General features: G+C 64.7%; 18 protein-coding genes. 13 read left to right on the top strand and 5 right to left on the bottom strand.

The features are described 5' to 3' along the window. The first annotated feature begins 159 nt into the window (after window positions 1-159). The 13 genes from GYA95_RS14095 (at window position 160) to GYA95_RS14035 (ending at window position 14,036) form a co-directional block, all read left to right on the top strand. Window positions 160-1,185: an NAD(P)H-dependent glycerol-3-phosphate dehydrogenase gene (locus tag GYA95_RS14095; protein ID WP_013973425.1), complete on the top strand. Its 1,026-nt coding sequence runs from the start codon at window positions 160-162 to the stop codon at window positions 1,183-1,185. Window positions 1,186-1,221: 36 nt separating this feature from the next. Next, complete coding sequence (locus GYA95_RS14090) at window positions 1,222-1,569, top strand: DUF4389 domain-containing protein (protein ID WP_013973424.1); 348 nt, start codon at window positions 1,222-1,224, stop codon at window positions 1,567-1,569. After that, window positions 1,566-2,024, top strand: a complete 459-nt coding sequence (gene sixA, locus GYA95_RS14085) for a phosphohistidine phosphatase SixA (RefSeq protein WP_015271084.1) — start codon at window positions 1,566-1,568, stop codon at window positions 2,022-2,024. The genes GYA95_RS14090 and sixA overlap by 4 nt, the downstream gene beginning before the upstream one ends. A gap of 235 nt (window positions 2,025-2,259) precedes the next feature. Continuing rightward, window positions 2,260-3,048 (top strand): alpha/beta fold hydrolase, encoded by a 789-nt coding sequence (locus GYA95_RS14080; RefSeq protein WP_015271083.1) that lies wholly within the window; start codon window positions 2,260-2,262, stop codon window positions 3,046-3,048. After that, window positions 3,045-3,899 (top strand): alpha/beta hydrolase, encoded by an 855-nt coding sequence (locus GYA95_RS14075; protein WP_015271082.1) that lies wholly within the window; start codon window positions 3,045-3,047, stop codon window positions 3,897-3,899. Before GYA95_RS14080 ends, GYA95_RS14075 begins: the two co-directional genes overlap by 4 nt. Before the next feature lie 109 nt (window positions 3,900-4,008). Beyond that, a complete protein-coding gene (locus GYA95_RS14070) occupies window positions 4,009-4,803 on the top strand; it encodes a DUF4892 domain-containing protein (RefSeq protein ID WP_054572520.1) in 795 nt (264 codons plus the stop codon). 12 nt (window positions 4,804-4,815) lie between these two features. Then, window positions 4,816-5,868, top strand: coding sequence for an AI-2E family transporter (locus GYA95_RS14065; protein ID WP_015271080.1), 1,053 nt, complete (start codon window positions 4,816-4,818; stop codon window positions 5,866-5,868). Window positions 5,869-6,107: 239 nt separating this feature from the next. Further along, window positions 6,108-6,197 carry a K(+)-transporting ATPase subunit F gene (gene kdpF, locus GYA95_RS14060; RefSeq protein ID WP_003251485.1) on the top strand — a complete coding sequence of 30 codons (90 nt, stop codon included), beginning with the start codon at window positions 6,108-6,110 and terminating at the stop codon, window positions 6,195-6,197. Between the two features lie 9 nt (window positions 6,198-6,206). Continuing rightward, window positions 6,207-7,901 (top strand): potassium-transporting ATPase subunit KdpA, encoded by a 1,695-nt coding sequence (gene kdpA, locus GYA95_RS14055; RefSeq protein WP_015271079.1) that lies wholly within the window; start codon window positions 6,207-6,209, stop codon window positions 7,899-7,901. A 9-nt stretch (window positions 7,902-7,910) separates the two neighbouring features. Continuing rightward, window positions 7,911-9,965 (top strand): potassium-transporting ATPase subunit KdpB, encoded by a 2,055-nt coding sequence (kdpB, locus tag GYA95_RS14050; RefSeq protein WP_015271078.1) that lies wholly within the window; start codon window positions 7,911-7,913, stop codon window positions 9,963-9,965. A 10-nt stretch (window positions 9,966-9,975) separates the two neighbouring features. Further along, the gene (gene kdpC, locus GYA95_RS14045) at window positions 9,976-10,527 is read left to right on the top strand and encodes a potassium-transporting ATPase subunit KdpC (RefSeq protein ID WP_015271077.1); all 552 of its coding nucleotides are present in this window, start codon (window positions 9,976-9,978) and stop codon (window positions 10,525-10,527) included. Window positions 10,528-10,689: 162 nt separating this feature from the next. Then, window positions 10,690-13,344: a sensor histidine kinase gene (locus tag GYA95_RS14040; RefSeq protein ID WP_015271076.1), complete on the top strand. Its 2,655-nt coding sequence runs from the start codon at window positions 10,690-10,692 to the stop codon at window positions 13,342-13,344. Next, window positions 13,341-14,036 carry a response regulator gene (locus GYA95_RS14035; RefSeq protein WP_013973414.1) on the top strand — a complete coding sequence of 232 codons (696 nt, stop codon included), beginning with the start codon at window positions 13,341-13,343 and terminating at the stop codon, window positions 14,034-14,036. Before GYA95_RS14040 ends, GYA95_RS14035 begins: the two co-directional genes overlap by 4 nt. Window positions 14,037-14,159: 123 nt before the next feature. Here GYA95_RS14035 and GYA95_RS28205 read toward each other — a convergent pair whose 3' ends face one another. The 5 genes from GYA95_RS28205 to GYA95_RS14015 form a co-directional block, all read right to left on the bottom strand. Then, the gene (locus GYA95_RS28205; protein WP_308700760.1) at window positions 14,160-14,765 is read right to left on the bottom strand and encodes a DUF6708 domain-containing protein; all 606 of its coding nucleotides are present in this window, start codon (window positions 14,763-14,765) and stop codon (window positions 14,160-14,162) included. A gap of 164 nt (window positions 14,766-14,929) precedes the next feature. Continuing rightward, window positions 14,930-18,112, bottom strand: coding sequence for a T6SS effector BTH_I2691 family protein (locus tag GYA95_RS14030; protein ID WP_161551413.1), 3,183 nt, complete (start codon window positions 18,110-18,112; stop codon window positions 14,930-14,932). Continuing rightward, window positions 18,109-19,068: a hypothetical protein gene (locus tag GYA95_RS14025; protein WP_015271074.1), complete on the bottom strand. Its 960-nt coding sequence runs from the start codon at window positions 19,066-19,068 to the stop codon at window positions 18,109-18,111. The genes GYA95_RS14030 and GYA95_RS14025 overlap by 4 nt, the downstream gene beginning before the upstream one ends. 122 nt (window positions 19,069-19,190) lie before the next feature. Further along, window positions 19,191-20,096 carry a LysR family transcriptional regulator gene (locus tag GYA95_RS14020; RefSeq protein WP_013973410.1) on the bottom strand — a complete coding sequence of 302 codons (906 nt, stop codon included), beginning with the start codon at window positions 20,094-20,096 and terminating at the stop codon, window positions 19,191-19,193. A gap of 362 nt (window positions 20,097-20,458) precedes the next feature. Beyond that, window positions 20,459-23,389 (bottom strand): aminotransferase, encoded by a 2,931-nt coding sequence (locus GYA95_RS14015; RefSeq protein WP_015271073.1) that lies wholly within the window; start codon window positions 23,387-23,389, stop codon window positions 20,459-20,461. Window positions 23,390-23,515 lie beyond the last annotated feature (126 nt).

Genomic DNA, 23,515 nt, shown 5'->3' with positions numbered 1-23,515 from the left:
AGTGATCTGCTTGCCAGTGAAGCCCGATCTAAGGACATGCACGGTACCTGTAGGAGCAGCCTTGCGCTGCGAAAGGGCCGGTACTGACACTGGTTCTGTAGCAGGCGAGCCGTATAATGGCTGGGTCGCCACTTAACTTTTGGCTTTAACGGATTGGATATGACTGAACAGCAACCTGTTGCAGTTCTGGGAGGCGGCAGCTTCGGCACCGCCGTGGCGAACCTGCTGGCAGAAAACGGTGTGCCGGTGCGCCAATGGATGCGCGATCCGGAACAGGCCGAGGCCATGCGGGTCAATCGCGAGAATCCCCGCTACCTCAAGGGCATCCGCTTGCACGACGGCGTCGAGCCGGTCAGCGACCTGCTGGCCACACTGCAGGCCAGCGAGCTGATTTTCGTCGCCCTGCCATCGAGCGCCTTGCGTAGCGTGCTGGCTCCGCATGCCGAGTTGCTGCGCGGCAAGGGCCTGGTCAGCCTGACCAAGGGCATCGAAGCGCAAAGCTTCAAGCTGATGAGCCAGATCCTCGAGGAAATCGCCCCCGAGGCGCGCATCGGCGTGCTGTCCGGCCCCAACCTGGCCCGTGAAATCGCCGAACATGCGCTGACCGCCACGGTGGTCGCCAGCGAGGACGAAAAACTGTGCCAGCAGGTGCAGGCCGTGCTGCATGGGCGTACCTTCCGCGTCTACGCCAGTGCCGACCGCTTTGGCGTCGAGCTGGGCGGGGCGCTGAAGAACGTCTACGCCATCATTGCTGGCATGGCGGTGGCCCTGGGCATGGGCGAGAACACCAAGAGCATGCTGATTACCCGCGCCCTGGCCGAGATGACCCGCTTCGCCGTCAGCCAGGGGGCCAACCCCATGACTTTCCTCGGCCTGGCCGGTGTCGGTGACCTGATCGTCACCTGCTCCTCGCCAAAGAGCCGCAACTACCAGGTCGGCCACGCGCTGGGCCAGGGCCTGAGCCTGGAGCAGGCGGTCAGCCGCCTGGGCGAAGTAGCCGAAGGCGTCAACACCCTCAAGGTGCTCAAGGCCAAGGCGCAGGAAGTGCAGGTATACATGCCGCTGGTGGCAGGCCTGCATGCCATCCTGTTCGAAGGCCGCACGCTGAACCAGGTGATCGAGCACCTGATGCGTGCCGAGCCGAAGACCGATGTCGATTTCATTTCCATCAGCGGTTTCAACTGAGCCTTCAGCGGCTCTGACAACAGCAAGGAGCAACACATGAACGATACGCCCGAACGCGCCCAGCGCGAGTCGATCATCCTGCGGGCCCTGTGGATGCTGGTGTTCCTGGTGGTCTGGCAGCTGGCCGAGCTGCTGCTCGGTGGCCTGGTGCTGGTACAATTGATCTACCGCCTGGTGTACGGCGCCCCCAGCGCCAGCCTGATGAACTTCGGTGACAGCCTGAGCCAGTACCTGGCGCAGATCGGCCGCTTCGGCAGCTTCCACAGCGACCAGAAGCCCTGGCCGTTCGCCGACTGGCCGGCACCGCGTGCCCCGGAAGGCGAGGCGCCGCATGCGGTGGCCCCGGCCCCGCACCCGGTGCGTGACGAGGAGCCCAAACTGTGAAGCTGTGGGTTCTGCGCCACGGCGAAGCGGAGCCGCGCGCCAACAGCGATGCCGAGCGCCGGCTGACCGCCCATGGTCGCGAACAGGTGCTGCATAGCGCCGCCCGCCTGCTGGGCCAGCCGCTGCAGGCGATCATCGCCAGCCCTTACGTACGCGCCCAGCAAACGGCTGCCCTGGTGCATGACACCCTGGGCTTCGCCGAACCGGTGCGCACCGTGCCCTGGCTGACGCCTGACAGTGATGTGCAGCAGGTTATCGGTGAAATCGAGCGCCTGGGCCTGGAGCATGTGCTGCTGGTCAGCCACCAGCCGCTGGTGGGTACCTTGGTAGGGGCGTTGCAGCATGGCCACCAGCAGCAACCAGCGGGCATGAGCACTGCAAGCCTGGCGGAGCTGGAAGGGGACTGGCCGCTGGCTGGGTTGATGACCCTTCGGGCGATCAACTCGCCGGCCTGAGTTCTCAGGCTATCTAGGTTTCCTGTAGGAGCAGCCTTGTGCTGCGAAGAGGCCAGTAGGGCAATAGCTCTTCTCCGGCAGTTATGGCCTCTTCGCAGCACAAGGCTGCTCCTGCAGGCAGTGCCCGCGCCCACAAGCCTGACCTGATAGCCCTCGCCGATGACCTTTCCGGACGTTGCCGAACCGCCCCGCGATACCGACAATGGGCCATCATCTCGCATCCGGACCCGGCGCCATGTCGCAGCAGATCTTCTTCGCCCATGCCAACGGTTTCCCGTCGGCCACCTACGGCAAGCTGTTCGCCGCCCTGGCACCGGACTACCAGGTGCAGCACCTGGCCCAGCACGGCCACGATCCGCGTTTTCCGGTGGACGACAACTGGCAGAGCCTGGTCGATGAACTGCTGCACCACCTGGCTCGGCAAGACCAGCCAGTATGGGGCGTCGGCCATTCGCTGGGCGGCGTGTTGCACCTGCACGCAGCCTTGCGCTGCCCCGAGTATTATCGCGGCGTGGTGATGCTCGACTCTCCGGTGCTCACCCGCGCCGACCAGTGGCTGCTGCGCACCGCCAAGCGCTTCGGCTTCATTGACCGTATCACCCCGGCTGGCCGCACCCTGGGGCGCCGCGAAACCTTCAATGACCGCGACAGTGCCCGGGACTATTTCGCCGGCAAGTCACTGTTCCGCCATTTCGACCCCGACTGCCTCGATGCCTACATAGAGCACGGCCTGCAGGCGATGGAGCAGGGGCTGCAGTTGCGCTTCGACCCGGCCACGGAAATCAGCATCTACCGCAGCATCCCGCATACCAGCCCTGCGCCCGCGCGGCAATTGCAGGTGCCGCTGGCCATGGTCCGCGGCGAGCGCAGCAACGTCATTCGCCGCCACCACACGCTGGCCGTGCGTGGCATGCCCAGGGGCGAATACCACAGCGTGCCGGGTGGGCACATGTTCCCGCTGGAGCGGCCAACCGACACCGCCAGCCTGATCAAGGGCCTGTTCGACCGCTGGAGCCAGGCATGAGCGCGCAGGTCGAGGAAATCCGACTGAGTCTGGGCCATATCGAACTGGCGGCGCACCTGTTCGGCCCGGAGCAGGGGCTGCCGGTGATCGCCCTGCATGGCTGGCTGGATAACGCCAACAGCTTCGCCCGCCTGGCGCCGCAGCTGAAAGGCCTGCGCATCGTCGCCCTGGACCTGGCCGGGCATGGTTACTCCGAGCACCGGCCGCTCGGTGCCGGCTATGCTCTGGCCGACTACGCCCATGACGTGCTGCGGGTGGCCGAGCAGCTGGGTTGGCAACGTTTTGCTCTGCTGGGCCATTCGCTGGGGGCAATCATTTCCGTGCAACTGGCTGGCGCGCTGCCGGATCGGGTCAGCCATCTGGCCCTGATTGACGGCGTCATCCCGCCGACCGGCGCCGAGCAGGATGCCGGTGAGCGGCTGGGCATGGCACTGCAGGCCCAGTTGCGCCTGGATGGCAAGCGCAAGTCGGTATACACCACACTGGAGCAGGGCGTGCAGGCACGCATGAAAGGCATGGTCGCAGTCAGCCGTGAGGCGGCCGAGCTGTTGGCCCAGCGTGGCCTGATGCCGGTGCCCGGCGGTTACAGCTGGCGCAGCGACAGCCGCCTGACCCTGCCTTCGCCAGTGCGCCTGAGCGAGGCCCAGGCCATGGCCTATGTGCACCGGGTGAGTTGCCCGACGCGCCTGGTCGTGGCCGCCGACGGCATGCTGGCGCGCCACACCGGGTTGCTGGAGCAGCTACCCTTTGAGCAGGTGACGCTGCCCGGTGGCCATCACCTGCACCTGAACGATGAGCAGGGCGCGGCCCTTGTCGCAGACTGTTTCAATCGCTTCTTTGGCTTTGCTTGACTTGCATCGGACAAGTGTCGAGGCTTGGCGGGTTGAACAGGGAGACAACCATGCAACTGCCAGACATCCTGGAGCTTCATCTCGGCGCTGAGCGCCGTCTGGTTCGCCAATGAGCGCGCCTGTTGCCATCCGTAATGCCTTCGCGGCCTGCCTGGTGTTCGCCAGCCCCGTTTTGTGGGCCGGCAGCCTGCCGGTACCGGTGGACGCCAAGGTGGTCGACCAGCGCCCGGCCGTGGAGCAGGAGCGCGTCTACCCCATGGGCCCACTGCGCAAGATCAGCGGCCGCCTGAGGGTCGAGGACAAGGTCGAAAGCCGTGGCCAGGTCAGCTCGGTAACCTACGAACTGCCGGTCGAGCGTACTGCTCGCGAAGTCTTCACCAGCGCTCGCGAAGCACTGCAGCGCGACGGCGGCTACCCGCTGTTCTGGTGCCAGGGCCGCGATTGCGGCGAGGCCAGCCTGTGGGCCAATGATGTGTTCGGCAATGCCCGCCTCAACGGCGGCGACGAGCAGCAGGCGTTCATCCTGCTGCGCCGCTCGGCGGAGCAGGCCGACACCCTGGTCGCGCTGTACAGTGTCACCCGCGGCAACCGCCGCGCCTACTTGCACGTGGAAGAGTTCGTCGCCGGCAGCCCGCTGGGCGAACTGCTGCCGACCGCCGCCACGGTGCTGCGCGAAATGCGCGACACCGGCAAGCTCGACTACCCTGACCTGGCCGCGCCGCAAGACGCCTGGGCGAACCTGCTGGCCCGCAGCCTGAACCTCGACAGCACCCTGCGTGCCAGCCTCAGTGGGGCCCAGGCTGAAGCCTGGCGCGAGGCGCTGGTCAAGGCGGGCGTGCGCAATGGCCGCCTCGAAGTCGGTAGTGCACCTACCGACGGCCTGCACCTTGAACTGATCCGTTGAACGGGCACCACCATGGCTAACAATGACCGCTTGCTGGTCCAGATTCTGCTACTGGCGCTGCTGGGTGCCGGCCTGTGGGTAATGGCACCTTTCATTTCAGCGCTGTTGTGGGGAGCCATCCTGGCCTTTGCCAGCTGGCCCTTGATGCGCTTGCTGACGCGAGCGCTGGGCGGGCGCGAAACCCTGGCGGCAAGCCTGCTGACCACTGCCTGGATCCTGATCGTGGCGCTGCCGCTGGTGTGGCTGGGGTTCAACCTGGCCGATCATATTCGCGACGCGACGGCGTTCGTGCGTGACGTGCAGGTGGACGGCCTGCCCGACGCTCCGGCGTGGCTGGGTGGCATCCCGGTGGTTGGCGAGCGCCTGGTCAGCTGGTGGCAATCGCTGGACCAGCAGGGCGCGGCCTTGCTGGCCTCGGTCAAGCCGCACCTGGGGCAGGTGGGCAACTGGTTGCTGGCGCGCAGCGCGCAGATCGGCAGCGGCGTGCTGGAACTGACCCTTAGCCTGGTGTTCGTGTTCTTCTTCTACCGCGATGGCCCGCGCTTGTCGGCGTTCGTCCTGCGCTTGCTGCACCGCCTGATGGGCGACCGTGCCGAGTACTACCTGGAGCTGGTCGCCGGTACGGTGCAGCGGGTGGTCAACGGGGTGATCGGTACGGCCGCAGCGCAGGGCGTGCTGGCGTTGATCGGCTTCCTGATTGCCGGTGTGCCCGGGGCCATTGTGCTGGGCCTGGTGACCTTCATGCTCAGCCTGATCCCCATGGGCCCGCCACTGGCATGGATTCCGGCCACCGGCTGGCTGGTATGGAAAGGCGAATACGGCATGGCGGTGTTCCTGGGAGCCTGGGGCACCTTCATCATCAGTGGCGTGGACAACGTACTCAAACCGTACCTGATCAGCCGTGGCGGCAACCTGCCGTTGGTGATCGTGCTTCTGGGCGTGTTCGGCGGCCTGATCGCCTTTGGCTTCATTGGCCTGTTCATCGGGCCGACCTTGCTGGCGGTCGGCTACAGCCTGCTGCTGGACTGGAGCCGCAACGCCGTCCCGCAGCCGCCTCAGCAGTAAACCTGTACTGGCCTCTTCGCGGGTGAACCCGCTCCCACAAGGATCTCCACAGCCCGGGAGAGCGGTGCGGTCCCTGTAGTAGCGGGTTTACCCGCGAAGAGGCCGGTTCAGGCAACCTCAACTCCCGATCTTTACGCCTTCTTTATCGCCATCCCCACCTCCCAGTCTCGCCCCTTTACGCCCCTCGCTCGGACAATTTCCCCAAAGCGGCCCAAGCCGCACCACGGGGAGAACCACACATGAACATGCTCGACGGGCTGTCACTGCTGCTGGCAGTGGCATTGGCGTTTTATCTGCTGGTGGCGCTGCTGCGCGCCGATCGCAGCTAGGGAGTGGCCATGCACAGTTACGATTTCGCCTTGCTGTTGGCATTTTTCGCCATCGTGCTGCTACCGGCACCCTGGCTCGGGCGGTTCTACTTCAAGGTCATGGAAGGCCAGCGGACCTGGCTGTCGCCCGTGCTGGGCCCGGTCGAGCAAGCCTGCTACCGGCTGGCGGGCGTGCGCGCCAGCCAGGAACAGAACTGGCAGCAGTACACCCTGGCCCTGCTGGCCTTCAACCTGGCCGGGTTCCTGCTGCTGTTCGCCGTGCTGCTGTTGCAGGGCTACCTGCCATTCAACCCGCAGCATCTGCCCGGCCAGGAATGGTCGCTGGCGTTCAACACCGCGGTCAGCTTCGTCACCAACACCAACTGGCAGGCCTACAGTGGTGAAGCGTCGGTCAGCTACCTGAGCCAGATGCTCGGCCTGACCGTGCAGAACTTCGTCAGCGCCGCCACCGGCCTGGCCGTGCTGGTCGCCCTGTGCCGCGGCATCGCACGGCGCAGCGCCACGACGCTGGGCAACTTCTGGGTCGACATGACCCGCGCCACCCTCTACGGCCTGCTGCCGCTGTGCCTGCTGCTGGCGTTGCTGCTGGTATGGCAGGGCGTACCGCAAACCTTGGCCGACTACGCTCATGCGCTCACCCTGCAGGGCACCGAGCAGACCATCCCGCTGGGCCCGGCCGCCAGCCAGATCGCCATCAAGCAATTGGGTACCAACGGCGGTGGCTTCTTCGGAGTCAACTCGGCGCACCCGTTCGAAAACCCCACGGCCTGGAGCAACCTGTTCGAGGTGGCTTCGATCATCCTCATTCCGGTGGCGCTGGTGTTCACCTTTGGCCACTACGTGAAGGACCTGCGCCAGAGCCGCGCCATCCTCGCCTGCATGCTTGCGCTGTTCCTGATCGGCGGCAGCACGGCGTTGTGGTCCGAGTACCAGCCCAACCCGGCCCTCGAGAGCGCGCAGGTACAGCAAAGCGCCCCGATGGAGGGCAAGGAAACCCGCTTCGGCACCACCGGTTCGGTGCTGTGGACAGTGACTACCACCTCTGCCTCCAACGGTTCGGTCAATGCCATGCACGACAGCCTCAACCCGCTGACCGGCATGGTGGCAATGGTCAACATGATGGTCGGTGAGGTGATCTTCGGCGGCGTCGGTGCAGGGCTTTACGGCATGCTGCTGTTCGTGCTGATCGCGGTGTTCCTGGCCGGGCTGATGATCGGCCGCACCCCGGAATACCTGGGCAAGAAACTGCAGGCCCGCGAGGTGCAGTTGCTGGTGGCGACCCTGCTGGTGATGCCGGTCGGCGTGTTGGTGCTCGGCGCCATTGCCGCCAGCCTGCCAGGCCCGGCAGGTGCAGTCAGCAACCCGGGTGCGCATGGCTTCAGCCAGCTGCTGTATGCCTACACCTCGGGCACGGCCAACAACGGCTCGGCCTTTGCCGGCTTTGGTGCCAACACGGTGTACCACAACCTGATGATCGGCCTGGCCATGCTCATCGGCCGCTTCGGCTACATCCTGCCGGTACTGGCGCTGGCTGGCAGCCTGGCGGCGAAGAAAAGCGCGCCCCAGGGGCTTAACAGCTTCCCCACCCATGGCCCGCTGTTCACCAGCCTGCTGCTGGTCACCATCCTGCTGGTCGGTGGCCTGACCTTCCTGCCGACCCTGGCCCTTGGGCCGATCGCCGAACATTTGAGTCTGGGTTTTTGAGGACCGACCATGAACATGCCCATTGCTGAAGTAAAAGCCCGGCAAAGTGCCAAGGATCAGACCCGTTTCGCCGCATTGTGGCGCCCGGCGCTGGTGCAGGCATTCGTCAAGCTCGACCCGCGCCAACTCAAGCGCTCGCCGGTGATGCTGGTGGTCGCCCTGACTGCGGTACTGACCACCGTCCTGTGTTTCGCTCCCGGCAGCGGTGTGAGTACCGGTGTGGCCGTGCAGATCGCCCTGTGGCTGTGGTTCACCGTGCTGTTCGCCAACTTTGCCGAGGCTCTGGCCGAAGGCCGTGGCAAGGCCCGAGCCGACAGCCTCAAGGCTGGCAGCCAAGGGCTTACCGCGCAGCGTCGCAAGCGCGATGGCAGCTACGAAACCGTAGCGGCCAGCGCGCTGCGCAAGGACGATGTGGTGCGCGTGGTAGCTGGTGAAATGATTCCCGGTGACGGCGAGGTGCTTGAAGGTATCGCTGCGGTCAACGAGGCCGCCATTACCGGCGAGTCCGCGCCGGTGATCCGCGAGTCCGGCGGCGATCGCTCAGCGGTGACCGGCAATACCCGGCTGGTCTCAGACTGGTTGTTGATCCGCATCACCAGCAACCCGGGCGAATCGACCCTCGACCGCATGATTGCCCTGGTCGAAGGCGCCAAGCGGCAGAAGACGCCCAACGAGATCGCCCTCGACATCCTGCTGATCGGCCTGACCCTGATCTTCCTGATCGTGGTGGTGACCCTGCAGCCGTTCGCCCACTTTGTCGGTGGCAGCCTGCCGCTGATCTTTCTCGCCGCATTACTGGTAACGCTGATCCCCACCACCATCGGCGGCCTGCTGTCGGCCATCGGCATTGCCGGCATGGACCGGCTGGTGCGGCTGAACGTCATCGCCCGCTCGGGCCGGGCGGTGGAGGCGGCCGGTGACGTGCACACGCTGATGCTCGACAAGACTGGCACCATTACCTTCGGCAACCGCCGCTGCAGTGCGCTGCACGCGGCACCGGGCATCACTGCCCGCGAGCTGGGGGAGGGCGCCTTGCTGGCCTCGCTGGCGGACGACACCGCCGAGGGCAAGTCGATCGTCGAATATCTGCGCCAGCTGCGTGATTTTGTCGAACCGTCCGCCGGCCAGTTCGAGGCCGTGGCTTTCAGCGCCGAGACGCGCCTGTCGGGGATCGACTTTCAGCAACACCGCTACCGCAAGGGCGCTGTCGATGCCGTACTGGCGTTCGTCGGCATGCAACGCCTGGAAATGCCACCGGCACTGGCCCGTGAAGTGGAGCGTATTGCCCAGAGCGGCGGTACACCGCTGCTGGTGTGCCTGGACAAGCGCCTGCTTGGCGTGATCCACCTCAAGGATGTGGTCAAACCCGGCATTCGCGAGCGCTTTGCCGAGCTGCGCAAGCTCGGCATTCGCACGGTGATGGTGACCGGCGACAACCCGCTGACCGCCGCCGCCATCGCTGCCGAGGCCGGCGTGGATGACGTGCTGGCCGAGGCCACGCCAGAGAAGAAGCTGGCGCGCATCCGCCAGGAGCAGAACGACGGCCGCCTGGTGGCCATGTGCGGCGATGGCGCCAACGACGCCCCGGCACTGGCCCAGGCTGACGTGGGCATGGCCATGAACGACGGTACCCAGGCCGCGCGCGAGGCGGCCAACATGGTCGACCTGGACAGCGACCCGACCAAGTTGCTGGATGTGGTGCAGGTCGGCAAGGAGCTGCTGGTGACCCGTGGCGCGTTGACCACTTTCTCCATCGCCAACGATGTGGCCAAGTACTTCGCCATCCTGCCGGCGCTGTTCGCCGCCATCTACCCGCAGCTGGGCGTGCTCAACCTGATGCACCTGGCCAGCCCGCAGAGTGCGATTCTGTCGGCCATCGTATTCAACGCGCTGATCATCATCGTGCTGATCCCGCTGGCGCTGCGCGGCGTGCGGGTGCAGGCGGCCAGTGCGGCGCACCTGCTGCGGCGCAACCTGCTGATCTACGGGCTGGGTGGCATTGTCGTGCCGTTTGCCGGGATCAAGCTGATCGACCTGCTGCTCAATGCTCTGCACCTGGTCTGAGGAGGCCACCATGAATGCTTATGTACGCCCGGCATTGAGCCTGGCCCTGTTGATGACCTTGGTGACCGGCGCGCTGTATCCGCTGGCGGTGACCGGTATTGCCCAGGTGATTTTCCCCAGCCAGGCCAATGGCAGCCTGGTGCGCGATGACCAGGGCCAGGTACGTGGCTCGGCGCTGATCGCCCAGGATTTCCAGGGCGATGGCTGGTTCCACGCGCGGCCATCGGCAGGCGCCTACGCCACCGTGGCCAGCAGCGCCAGCAACCTGTCGCCGAGCAACCCGGCGCTGGCCGAGCGGGTCAAGGGCGATGCGGCTGCGTTGTACCAGGCGCAGCAGGGGCCGGTGCCCCAGGCGCTGCTCACCACCTCGGGCAGCGGCCTCGACCCGCACCTGCCTCCGGAGGCCGTGGCCTACCAGATCCCTCGGGTGGCCGCGGCACGGCAGTTGCCGGTGGAGCGCTTGCAAGGCTTGCTGGAAGAGGCCACCCTCCACCCATTGATCGGCCCGCCGGTGGTCAATGTGCTGGCCTTGAACCAGGCACTTGAGCATCTGGGCCACTGATATGGGGGCCGCTTTGCGGCCCTTCGCGGGCTTGCCCGCTCCCATAGGTACAGCGCAGCTTCCGAGTATTGCGATCACCCTGTGGGAGCGGGCAAGCCCGCGAAGGCCTGCGAAGCAGGCCCAAAAGAGGCTGCAGGACGCCGCCACACCAAAGGATGAAAGATGAGTGACTCCGCCCGCGCAGACGCGCTGTTGGCTACCCTCCCGCGAAGCGGCCGGGGGCGGTTGAAGGTGTTCCTTGGCGCCGCCCCCGGCGTCGGCAAGACCTTCGCCATGCTCCAGGCTGCCCACGCCCAGCAACGCCAGGGCGTGCAGGTGCTGGCCGGGGTGGTTGAAACCCATGGCCGTGCCGAAACCGAGGTATTGCTCGCTGGCCTTCAGCAACAGCCCCTGCTGCGCAGCCAGTACCGCGGCGTCACCCTCGAGGAAATGGACCTCGACGGCCTTCTCAAGGCCGCGCCGGCCCTGGTGCTGGTCGACGAACTGGCCCACACCAATGTGCCCGGCAGCCGCCACGCCAAACGCTGGCAGGACGTACAGGAACTGCTGGCCGCCGGCATCGATGTGTACACCACGGTCAACGTCCAGCACCTGGAAAGCCTCAACGACAAGGTCCGCGACATTACTGGCGTGCAAGTGCGCGAAACCCTTCCGGACTGGGTGCTGCAGGAAGCCTTCGAGCTGGTGCTGATCGACCTGCCACCCCGCGAGCTGCTCGAACGTCTGCGCGAAGGCAAGGTGTACGTGCCCGAGCAGGCGCGGGCCGCCATTGATGCGTTCTTCTCGCAAACCAACCTTACCGCCCTGCGCGAGCTGGCCATGCAGACCGCTGCCGCCCAGGTGGATGCCGACCTTGCCCACGGCTATCGCCAGCGCGGCCAGGAAGCCCCGGCCCTGCGTGGGCGCTTGCTGGTGGGCGTGGATGGCGACGACCAGGCGGAACGTTTGGTGCGCCATGCCAGCCGCGTGGCGCAACGCCGCCACCTGCCCTGGAGCCTGGTGCACGTGGACAACGGCCGCCTGCGCGACGAAACCGCACGCCAGCGCCTGCAAGCTGCCCAGCAACTGGCCGAACGCCTCGGCGGGGAGGTGGTACTGCTGCGTGCCGGCGAAGTGGTGCGCACACTGATCCAGCATGCCGCCGAACGGCGGGCCAGCCTGGTGTTGGTCGGGCAGTCCCGCGACCGCCTGCGCCGGCGCCTGTTCGGTGCCGGTGTGGCCGCGCGGCTGCTGCGCGAAAGCCACGGCCTGGAAATCAACGTGCTGGACCGCGACGCGCAGCCGCAAGCGCCGCGTTCGGCGGTACGGCGGGTGTGGGTCTGGCGCCATTACCTGCTGGCGCTGCTGGCCACGGTCATGGCCGCAGGCCTGGCCTGGGCGGTGTCGAGTGTGCTGGCGCTGCCCAACATATCGCTGGTGTTCCTGGCCGCGGTGTTGCTGGTGGCAGTGCGCAGCAGCCTGGGGCCTGCGCTGGCCTGCGCGGTGCTGTCGTTCCTGACCTACGACTTCCTGTTCATCCCGCCCAACCTGTCGTTCAGGATCCAGCGCGAAGAAGACGTGCTGACCCTGGTGTTCTTCCTGTTGATGGCCGCGCTCACCGGCAACCTGGCCGCCCGCCAGCGCCGCCAGTTGCAGGCGCTGCGCGAGACCCAGGCGCAGACCAGCCAGTTGCTCGACCTGTCGCGCCGGCTGACCGTGGCCACCGACCGCCAGGCGGTGTTCAACGCCGCCGGCCAGCACCTGGACGGTTGGCAGGACATGCAGGTGTGCCTGCTGGAGCGCAATGTCGAAGGCCAGTTGCAGGTGGTCAGCGGCGAAGCCCATGCTTTCAGCGATAACGAACGCGCCGCTGCAGAATGGGCCTGGCAGCACGGCCAGGCCGCCGGTCATGGCAGCGACACCCTGCCCAATGGCCGCTGGTGGTGGTGGCCACTGGCGGTGGATGAGCAGCCCCTGGCATTGCTTGGTGTGCGCTCACGCTCCGGCCAGCCTCTCAGCGACCCGCGCCGGCGCCTGCTCACCGCCCTTGGCCAACCACTGGCCCAGGCCCTGGCCCGCGCCCGGCTGGCCGAACAACTGGAGGCCGCGCGGCTGCATGGCGAAACCGAGCAGCTGCGCAGCGCCTTGCTGGCGTCCGTTTCCCATGACTTGCGTACCCCGCTGACCGCCATGCGCGGTAGCATCGACAGCCTGCTGGCGCTGGGCGAGGCGATCCCCGCCGCCGACCGCCGCGAACTGCTGGAGGGCACCCGCAACGAGGCCGAACGCCTCGACCGCTACATCCAGAACCTGCTCGACATGACCCGCCTGGGCCACGGCGGCCTCAAGCTGGCCCGCGACTGGGTGGCGCCTGCCGACATCGTCGGCAGTGCACTCAACCGCCTGCGCGCGGTGCTGGCGCCGCTGCGGGTACACACCGACGTGCCGGCCGAGCTGCCGTTGCTGTTCGTGCATGCGGCGTTGATCGAGCAGGCGCTGGTCAACGTGCTGGAAAATGCCGCGCGCTTCTCGCCAGCCAATGGCCGGCTGGAGCTGCAGGTGTCGGTGCAGGACGCCCGGTTGTGCTTTGCCGTCAGCGACCAGGGCCCCGGTATTCCCGTGGAAGACCGCGAGAAGATCTTCGACATGTTCTACACCGCCGCTCGCGGTGACCGCGGCGGGCAGGGCACCGGCCTGGGCCTGGCGATCTGCCAGGGCATGATCGGCGCCCATGGCGGCCAGATCCTCGTGGGCGAAGGCATCGATGGCCAGGGCACCAGCATCACTTTATGCTTGCCGCTGCCCCCTCAACCTGAAACCGAAAGCGAAACCCCATGAGTCAGTCCGCCACCCTCCTGGTCATCGACGATGAACCGCAGATCCGCAAGTTCCTGCGCATCAGCCTGGCCTCGCAAGGCTACAAGGTGCTCGAGGCCGCCACCGGCGCGGAAGGGTTGGCCCAGGCGGCGCTGGGCAAGCCGGACCTGGTGGTACTCGACCTGGGCCTGCCGGACATGGACGGCCAGCAGGTACTGCGTGACCTGCGCGAATGGAGCGCGGTGCCGGTGCTGGTGTTGTCGGTGCGCGCGAGTGAAGTGCAGAAGGTCGATGCGCTGGATGGTGGAGCCAACGACTATGTGACCAAGCCGTTCGGCATCCAGGAGTTTCTGGCGCGGGTGCGTGCCTTGCTGCGCCAGGTGCCGCAGGCCGGTGGCTCGGAAGTGGCGGCCAGCTTTGGGCCGCTGATGGTGGACTTTGCCTTTCGCCGGGTGACCCTGGATGGCGTGGAAGTGGCGCTGACCCGCAAGGAGTATGCGTTGCTGGCGCAACTGGCCGGGCACCCGGGGCGGGTGATTACCCAGCAGCAACTGCTCAAGGATATCTGGGGGCCTACCCATGTGGATGACACCCATTACCTGCGGATAGTGGTCGGGCATCTGCGGCAGAAGTTGGGAGATGACCCCACGGCGCCGCGGTTCATCATCACCGAGCCAGGGGTGGGATACAGGTTGGTGGCGCCCACCATGTAATCCCTGTGGGAGCGGGCGTGCCCGCTCCCACAGGGTCCCTGCTAATTCAATGAGTTATGTGCAGTTCTATGAGAGCTGGCATGCCGGCGATGGGGCCAACGCAAGCAGCGCAACACAGTAAGTTCAGGGGGCGGTTCTCGACTCCAGATCCATTTCCGCTGGCCACTCTACTCGGGGTGCCAGGCGCAGGGCGAACTCACACCAGAGCACATCGTTGTGATCCTTGGGTTCCCCGGGTGGTGGCAGGGCTGAGGGGCCTTCCTGCATGTAGGTGCAGATGTAGGCCCAGGCATGCTGGTCGGCCCCCATCGTAACCAGAGGAAAACGGTCGATGACATTGTTTGTGCCTGGTGCAACGATGGAGAGTGTGACACCCCATTTGAAAATTAACCCACCGTTTGGCAGTGCGCCGGCCTGGGACCAGCGCTCGGCGCGGACTTGGGACCAGTCGTAGCAAACTGTTTCTACTTTCCAGTTCGTGAAGGGGTTCCACCAGCAGTACTTGAAATTGTATGCATACAATTTTTTACGTACTCGGTTGAAGCGAAGGGGTTCATCTCGGGGTGGGGATATGCTTACTCGAAGGCAAAATACGGATGCCCATACTCCGCATGCAAGTATTAATATATCAATTAGCACGGATTCGAAGTCTCTCCGTTCTAAGTTGGAGTTTATGAAACTGAACAGAGGGGTGGTGATGGCGATAGTTGGAAGCGAAAGGAAAGCCATTACTTCTCTTGCCCAACCGAGGGGTCTGGGTACTTCAAGGTAGATAAGATCCTGATGGTTAGGGGATTGATTGCCCAGGCTGGCTTCGATCGCAATGGGAATGTCAGGATGGGGTAGGTCCTCTATCCATCCTGTACATGGCGGGTTAAGGTGCGGGCGGGCCATTAGAATAGACTCCTTAGCGAGGATAGATTGTTTTCTCTCATTGTCACTTTTGCATAACCTGACATGTCATGCTTGTTGGGCCAATAAGTGAGCGTTAGCTCAATAGCTTTTGTACAATGGTTTTCCAGTAGTGGAATTGAAGTGCTGATGTGCAGGGTCTTATCGGTGGTTTTAAAAATTATTCGTTCGCTGACGCTTTCAGGGCTAGCAAAGATTTTTTTGGTTTCTTCGGGCACGTATTCGACTACTTTTGGATGTGAACTATTACCAGAGAGATAAAAAGGCAGTCGATTTTGCCCTGCTGGGTATACAGTCAGTTGCCATTTGTACTGTGCGTCTTCAGTACTGAAATTTGGCAAGCTTATGTACAAATCGAGATAAAAGCCTGCCGCGACAGCAGCGTCATCGCTGATGAAGGCTTTTGTTTGGTCTGGCGTGTGCGTACTGTGAGTTGGTTGAAATCTTGTCTCAATTGAAGCCTGCGCTTGAACTCCCAAGGCTGCCGCGTTCAGTGAGCCAATTGCGGTATCCAGATCTTGTGGATTCATCCAGCGCCGATGTTCCTCTGGTGTTCCCCATCTACTATGTCGGGACCAAAGCTCTAATAGTGAAGATTCTTGATTTTTGGCATCCATCGCCAGCGTATAGGCTGCCAGACCAAGGATGATCGTAAAGCCTAAGGGGCCGAGTAGCGAACTTGCGAATAATGCCGAGTAAATACCAGAGACAGTGGAAACTGTAGCAAGCACGGCCGCGCGAGCGTACTGGTTTGCAGAGGTGCTGTCCCCTTGGTTATTAGTTCTGGCGAGCGCATTCACGTATTGCACTGCATCCATGGCATTGGCGAGTGCAGTGATGGCGCCGCCATACTTGGCTAGGTTCTTTCCTAGTGAAGCTATGGTTACCGTTCCGGGCCACGGTATCTTCGGTCGTACAAGTGTGACAGCAAGGCCTGCCACTTCGACACTCACTCCCAACAACCCAAGCGATGAAGACCAGATCGCCGCAAGCGCCTCTGGATTGTTCTGATGTGTTTCTTGCAACGCCCGATAGTTCTTGCCCAGACTATCCTGCTGGAACCATATGCCCCCCAAGGCAAGCATCAGCTTCACACTTCCACTGCTCGCTGCAGCATCCCGCAGGCTGCGCATCGCATCGCTTGCCACGCTTTGCGCGGCCGTAGAACTGATCTTCAAACCACCCGTAACCTGCGCACGCAGCGTACCCGCACCAATCGCAACATTGCGTACCAGCGCCCCGACGCCGCCGGCTGCACCCTCGCGCAACTGCACCAGCCGCGCCTGCAGGCTCTCGGCGCTTTCGAGCGTCCAGAGCATCACCTCGATCATCTGGCTACGGTTACCCGCTGCCGCAATATTGATCGCCCCACTCAGCACCATGGCCCGCACCTTGCGGCCCAGGGGATCACGGAACTGCTTGTCTACCTGCTGCAGAAACGCATCGGTCCGCGCTTCCAGGGCTTCATTGAGCAGGCTCATGTATTCGCCCACTGTCAGCGACACCCGCAGCGGCGTTACCTGCTGCCCGGCGAACAGTGCAAACGCCGAGCGATGCACATGACCGATCAGGGTCTTGGTCCGTTCACTCAGGTGCTGGCTGAGCGCATTCCCTGCGCTGTTGGTCGCGGCCAGCAACTGGCCAACGGCATCCTGTATCGGCTTGATCATCAGCAGTTGGCCATCGGCGGTACCGGCGATGCCCTTGATGATGTCGTACACCTTGCCGAAGTCGTCCCCGGACAGCGCCCTGGCCACCTGCTGCATCAGCTTCTGATTCTTGGCCAGCAGTGCCTGGTACAACAGGCTGCGGTCGTCTTCCAGCAGCTGCTGCCAGATATGCTGGGTGATCCCGAGCGGCTGACCCTCCTGCGGCAAGGTTTCAGTGGGCCCGCCGGCCAGGCAGGCGGCCATCATCTGGATGAAGTACTCCACCGAAACGGGGGAGGTCGCGTCATAGTCGTAGTAGCCGATCTGCTGAAAAGCCCGCTTGGCATAGTGCCGCGCATACAGATCGCCAACCTGGTCGATCATCGACTGCCAGTTTTTCAGTTCGCGGTCGTAATCGGCCTGGAACGCGGCGCGGGCGCTTTCGTCGTAACGCTCTTCCAGCCGCTCGCGGGCGTCCTGCTGCTTGCGCGCGGTGTTGCGTTCGGTCTGCGCGTCGATGTCCACCGGCGGCAGATACGCCTTGGCCGCGATCGGGCTGTCGTTCCACTGCTCGATCTGCCGGGCTTCCCGCTGCGCGTCCTCGGCACCTTGCACGGCAGCCATGGCCGCGTGCAATTCGCGGATGCCCAGTAGTGCTTGCGAGGTGAAGTATTCGAAGTGCCGCTGCGGCTGCGCCCGCCATTCCTGCAGGGCCTGCACCCAGCCAGTGCGTTGCGCGTTGAGCTCCATGACCATGCCGACCGGGTCGGGCAGCGTCAGCGCCAGCACGCCATTGGGCAGTTGTTCCTGCTGGATGACATTGCGCACATGCGTGCGGGTTTCATGCCAGCGGCCCAGGCGGCTGTAAAAGCCATGGACGCTGGTAAACCTGGCAGAAGAAAAGGTCGAGAACTCCAGCACCTGTTCCAGGCCGAAGCGAAAGCTGTCGGTCATGGCGATGCCGAGGCTGGCAGGGTCGTTGCGTGCGGTGTTCAGGTCCACCTCGACGAAGCGGGCGAGGGTGCCCGGGTCACTGTCGGCGATGCCTTGCCGATAGCGGTCGAGTACCGAACGGGGCCAGGGGTCGTTGGCGAAGGCGATCCAGGCCTTGCGGTAGAGCAGGGTATCGATGTTGATGAACGAGGCAATCACATCGTGGCCTTCGGTGGCGCATACCTTGGGTAACGACCTGGGTGGCCCAAAGGGCATCTGCGACACCGGGAAGCGCCGCAAGGTACCTTCCGCCGCCACCTCGTAGGCCTGCCAGATTTCCTGGTCGAGCAGTACGTAGACATAACCTTGGCGCAGGAGGCGCAATTGGTCGGTGTGCGCCGGGTGGAAGATGATTTCGCTGTCGTCTGCCAGGCGATAGGGGCGCCCTGTGTCCGGGCGTGGGGCGTAGGCCTCGCGCAGCAGTAGAATCGGCAGGCCGGAGCGTTCGCAGGCATTGCAGGTGCCGTAGGTGTTGGGGATCTCTTCCTGCATGGCGATGTGGATGGCTTTGCTGATACTCATGGGTAACTCCTTGCCTTCGGCAGGCCGGCGACGATGTGCGACCAGGTGCAGTCGTCGTAGCTGGCGAAGCGGTCCGCCAGGCGCTGCTCGCCGGCCGCGGCCCTTTCCACCTCGTGCTGGATGGTCGGGTGCTGAAGGAGCAGTGGGTGAATCATGAGCATGTGCAGGCACATGCACTGGATATCGGCACGGTCGCGCAGGCCTTGCCTGAAGGCCTTGAGGATCAGGTTCATGGCATGGGTGGGTGCGTTTTCCGGCAGGCCTGATGAACCTGGGAAGTGCCAGGGTGCATGGGGATGCTGCACGGCACTCAGGCGATGCCAGGCACCGAGCAGTTGAATGATCTGCGGTGCGACGTGCTGGGTCGCCCTTACGGCCTCGGGGACGGCCAGTTCGCCAGCCATGGGTTCTCGCTCGAATACCTCGCAACTGCCAGAACCATCGGGATGTAGCCAGCTGCGAACAGGCCCGAGGACTTCGCCTGCGTTTTTCAGGGTCGCGCGTAGCAGCGCCAGCCGCACGGGTTCGAACCAGGCGGTGATACCGTGCGGTTCTGGTTGGTGCAGCACCTGACACTGTTGGCTGATGTGCTGGGCGATGAGGTCGGCGGGTTGATCGCTGATCAGCCAGCCACACACGTGGTGCCAGGTAGCTGCCGATTCACGAGCGGCGCAGGTCGCGCTTAATAGGGCAAGGGCTGTGGGCGCATCGCCGGGTTCGGCGAGCCGCACCAGAGCTGGCCAGCACTCGGGATCCTGCACCAGGCGGCTGCAGTCGATGCGCGTTACGGCATCACTACCCAGCGCTTCGCTGAGGGCAGCGATGGCCAGCGGGTGCTCAGGCGGGCAGCCGGCGAATGGGTCCAGTAAAAGGTAGAGGGCTTCTTCTGGTTGGCGCTGCTGGTTGGCGAAGTGATCGACCGACTGCACGTAGCCCTGCGTGGACTGGCTCGACATGAGAAGTTCCTTTTCTTCTTGATGGCGAGCAGAAACCTAACGGGGAATCAATGCTGCAGGTAGTTATCGGCTTCCTAACCAGCTGTAGGATTTTTCGCTGTCGGACGAGGCAGTCGTATCGCTCAGGACCTCGGGGATTCTGTTTCAAAGCATTGGCGCATCACGTCAAGGTAACGCCGCGCGCCCAGGCCCAACGGGCGCGACTTGACCCAGATGATGTCCACCCACAAGCGCAATCGGCTGGCCATGTTGTCGAAACGCACCTCCGCCAGCGCGCCCGAAGCAATCAACGGCTCGACCAAAGGCTGCGGCAGGTAGGCCCAACCAAGGCCCGATTGCACCAGGTCCAGCGTGGCCAGGTAGCTGTCGGTCAGCCAGATGCGCCGCGACAGCACCATGCGTGGGTCCGACCCGGTGGCCTTGCCCGACGCCACGATGATCTGCCGCTGTTCGGCGAAAGTCTCTTCCGGCAACGGCGTGCCGCTGTTCTGCCCGGCCGGATGGCGGGGGGAGGCGACGGCCACCAGCAACTGGCTGCCGGCTTCCAGGAATGACTCGCGCTCGTCGATGCCAGGCCTTTCGAAGACCAGTGCCAGTTGCACGCTACCGTCATGCAGCAGGCGGATGGCTTCGGCCTGGGTGGCCGAACGCACCTCGATTTCCAGGCTGGGAAATTCCTGGGCGAGGGTTTCCAGCGGCTGGCTCCAGCGGCCGGTCTGCAGCTCGGGGGCCATGGCGATAGTCAGGCGCTTTTCCAGCCCCTTGTGCAGTTGCAGGGCTTGGGCATCGAGCAGGTTGAGCTGGCAGATCACCTGCCTGGCCTGGGGCTCCAGGGCCAGGGCGGCGCTGGTTGGCAAGGCTTTGCGCGTGGCCCGGTCGAACAGCACCAGGTCCAGCTCCGCCTCCAGCTGGGCGATGGCCATGCTCACGGCCGAAGGCACACGCCCCAGCTTGCGCGCGGCGGCAGAGAACGAGCCTGCCTCCAGCACCGCGAGGAAGATTGCCAGGGAGTCGCTGGTAAAGGCCATTGTCAGTAAACCTGATGACGGGGAGTGTTATGGAAGAAAATTATGGGGCTTTTGTTTGAGAATGCACCAGGGTGCCGAGCGGTTCGGCGGGGGATTGTCAGCGCCTGTGAGATCGAGCGCCGCCCGCGCGGCGCTTCGCAGCACAAGGCTGCTCCTACATCTGTTTCGGGCCAGTAACGCCTGTACCAGTGCACGCGACCGCCTTGTTTGCCCGACACGATATCGAGGTGGACACCAAGGGGCCGCGCGCCCTCGCCTCAGGATTTATTGGCCCGAAACAAATGTAGGAGCAGCCTTGTGCTGCGAAGCGCCGCGCGGGCGGCGCTCGATCTCACAGGCGCTGAAAAACCAAAGCCAAGCACCTACAGCCCTTCACCCAGCACCCGATCAATGCTGTCGACAAAGTAGTCCACGCTCGCCCGGGTGGTGCACATCGGCGGCTTGATCTTGAGGATGTTCAGGTAATCACCGGTCGGCTGCATGAAGATGCCCAGGTCACGCAGGCGGTTGCACAGGGCCATGGTTTCCTCGGTTGCCGGTTCCAGCGTTGCGCGGTCGCGCACCAGTTCCAGCCCCAGGTAGAAGCCCGAACCATGCGCCGCGCCGGCCAGCGGGTGCTTGTCGACCAGTGCCTGCAGGCGCGCCTTGAAATAGCGCCCGGTATCGCGCGCGTTGTCCCACAGGCCTTCTTCCTGCATCACATCCAGCACCGCCATGCCGATGCGGCAGCTGACCGGGCTGCCGCCGGCCGAGGAGAAGAAGTAGCCCTCGGCCTCCAGCGCTTCGGCGATCTCGCGACGGGTGATGACTACGCCCAGTGGCTGGCCGTTGCCCATGCCCTTGGCCATGGTGATGATGTCGGGCACCACGCCCTGTTCCTCGAAGCCCCAGAAGTACTCGCCCAGGCGGCCATAGCCGACCTGCACCTCGTCGGCGATGCACACACCGCCCCGGGCGCGGACCTTGGCATAGGCCTCGCGCAGGTAACCGGCCGGCAACGAAATACCACCGGCATTGCCGTACACCGGTTCGCAGATGATGCCCGCCAACTGGCGGCCACGGGCGTCGAGGTCGGCCAGCTTGGCGTCGACGTCACGCAGGTAGTGGGTGGCGCTGTCGGCGCCACGGAAGCGGCCGCGGAAGGTGTTCGGCGCCTCGACCGGGTGCACCCAGTCCGGGCGGGTTTCCAGGGCCTGCGGGTTGTCGGCGATGGAAGTGGAGATGGCATCGGTGGCCACCGACCAGCCGTGGTAGGCCTCCAGCACGCTGAGCAGGTCGCGCCCGCCGCTGTAGGCCCAGGCCAGGCGAATCGCCAGGTCGTTGGCTTCGGTACCGCTGTTGACCATGAACACCCGGTCGAAGCCTTCGGGTGCCAACTCCAGCAGGCGTTCGGAGAACTCGGTGATGGCCGCATAGTGGAAGCGCGAGTTGGTGTTCAGCAGCGACCACTGCCGTGCCGACTCGGCGACCATGCGCGGGTGGCCGTGGCCCAGCACTGCGACGTTGTTGAGCATGTCGAGGTACGAGCGGCCCTGCATGTCGATCAGGTAGTTGCGCCAACCGCGTTCGATGTGAGGCGGTTGCGCGTAGTAGTGCTTCTGCGAGCGGGCGAAGCTGGCGTCGCGGCGGGCCAGCAGTGCCTGCGGGTCGGGCAGCGGCTCGGCATTGCAGTCGAAGCCCAGCAACGCAGCTGGCGACGGGCACAGGGCCAGCCAGGCGGTTGCCTGGGATGGGGTGGCGAAGAACGGCGGCTGGATGCCGCTATCCAGGCACAGTTGCACGCTGAGGAAGCCACAACTGCTGCCCAGCGACTGGCCTTTTTCCACGGCCTGGCCATCTGCAGGCGCGTCTTCCAGGCCTTGCAGCCACAACGCCCAGTGCGCGCTGCGCAGGCAGCCACGGCCGTCGCCATGGCGCTGCCAGGTGCCGGCATCTGGCGCTTGCACCAGGCTGCCGTTGGGTACATGCAGCTCGACGCCCAGGGCACAGGTGGCAGGCTCTTCGGGGCGATCGATATGGGTTTGCGACAGGCGATACTGCCCGTGCAGGCTGCAGGCCGGGGCCTGTTGCGTGGTCAGCAGGTGCTGGTCGAAGCCCGGTTGCTCCCAGTTGCCCGCCTCGCAATGCACGCTGAGCACGCCCAGATCGACGCGCGTCACTGCCTGCCGACCCAGTTCAGGGAGCAGAAGGGCGCAGCCGCTCAGGTCCGGCGTGGCTGGCTGCAGGCCCGCAGCTTGCAGGATGGCCGCTTCCATCAACGCGAAAGGTACGGCGGTGGCAGTGTCGAAGATTTCCCATTCATGGGCGATGTTGTCGCGGGTGTACTGGTTGCCGGGGTCGACGGTGAGTTGCTGTTCGCTGCTCAGCACCAGCACGGCAGCGCGGTTGAGCACCAGTGGCCACAGCGCCCGCAGTTCGGCTTCGCTCAGCGGATTGAGCGCCTGGTAGGCACGCACGGCCGGCAGGATGCGCAGCGGGTCGCCCTCGGCGTGGTGCAACAATGCGGCGCAGGTCACCGACAGGTCGGCGATGCGCCATGTGCGCAACAGGTCGCCGAAATCGATCACCCCTTGCAACTGCCACTGGCGCTCGACATCGCGGGCCCAGACGGCATTGTCGTCGGTGATGTCCAGGTGCACGGCCTGGCTTGGCAGCTGGTCGACCAGCGGCGCCAGGTGCTCGGCGGCCAGCTGGGTGGCCCGTTCGATACGGGCGCGTTGCTCGGCGTTGCCCAGCACGGGCAGCAGGTGCTGGATCAGTGCCTGGGCATGTTGCGGGTCCCATTGCAGGGTGCGCGCCAGGCCCGGGTGGTCGAAAGTGGCCAGGGCCTTGTCCAGCCGCGCGCAGAGCCCGCCGAGTTCGGCGATCAGGCGTGGCTCCATGTGCTTGAGGCGGGTCAGTGGCTGGCCTTCGATGTAGTCGAGCAGGCGCATGCGCAGCGGTTGCCCGTCTATTTCCAACGCCAGCAGCATCTGGCCATCGCTAGCCGGGCGCACGGCGGGCACAGGCAAGCCCTGTTCGCGCAGGTAGGCCAGGGCGGCGTGCTGGGCCTCCAGTTCCACCTGGGCGTAGCTGCCGTGGCAGGCCTTGAGCACGAAACGGCCTTGTGGAGCGTCTACTCGGAAGTTCAGGTCCTGTTGGCTGCCCAATGCCGAGAGGTTGCCGGCAATGCCGTAGTGCGTTTGCAGCACGGCATGTGCCTGGGCTTCGCCGAGCGCAGGGCTGGGCAGGCCGGAGCGCTGGATCAGCGTGGTCAGGGCAGGGGAGGCGGGCTGGTGTTGTGGGCTGGACATGGGGCTCTACCGTTGCTGCTGGGGTTGACGGTGGAGAATTTATGTCCGATCTGGCTGATGATGGAAGACGATTGTTGTCAGAAAATTTGATAATTGGATTCGCTGCCCGGAGCAGTGGTTGCCAGC

It is taken from the genome of Pseudomonas asiatica, from assembly GCF_009932335.1.
Lineage (GTDB): Bacteria > Pseudomonadota > Gammaproteobacteria > Pseudomonadales > Pseudomonadaceae > Aquipseudomonas > Aquipseudomonas asiatica.
This window is presented reverse-complemented; position numbering and strand designations above follow the sequence as displayed.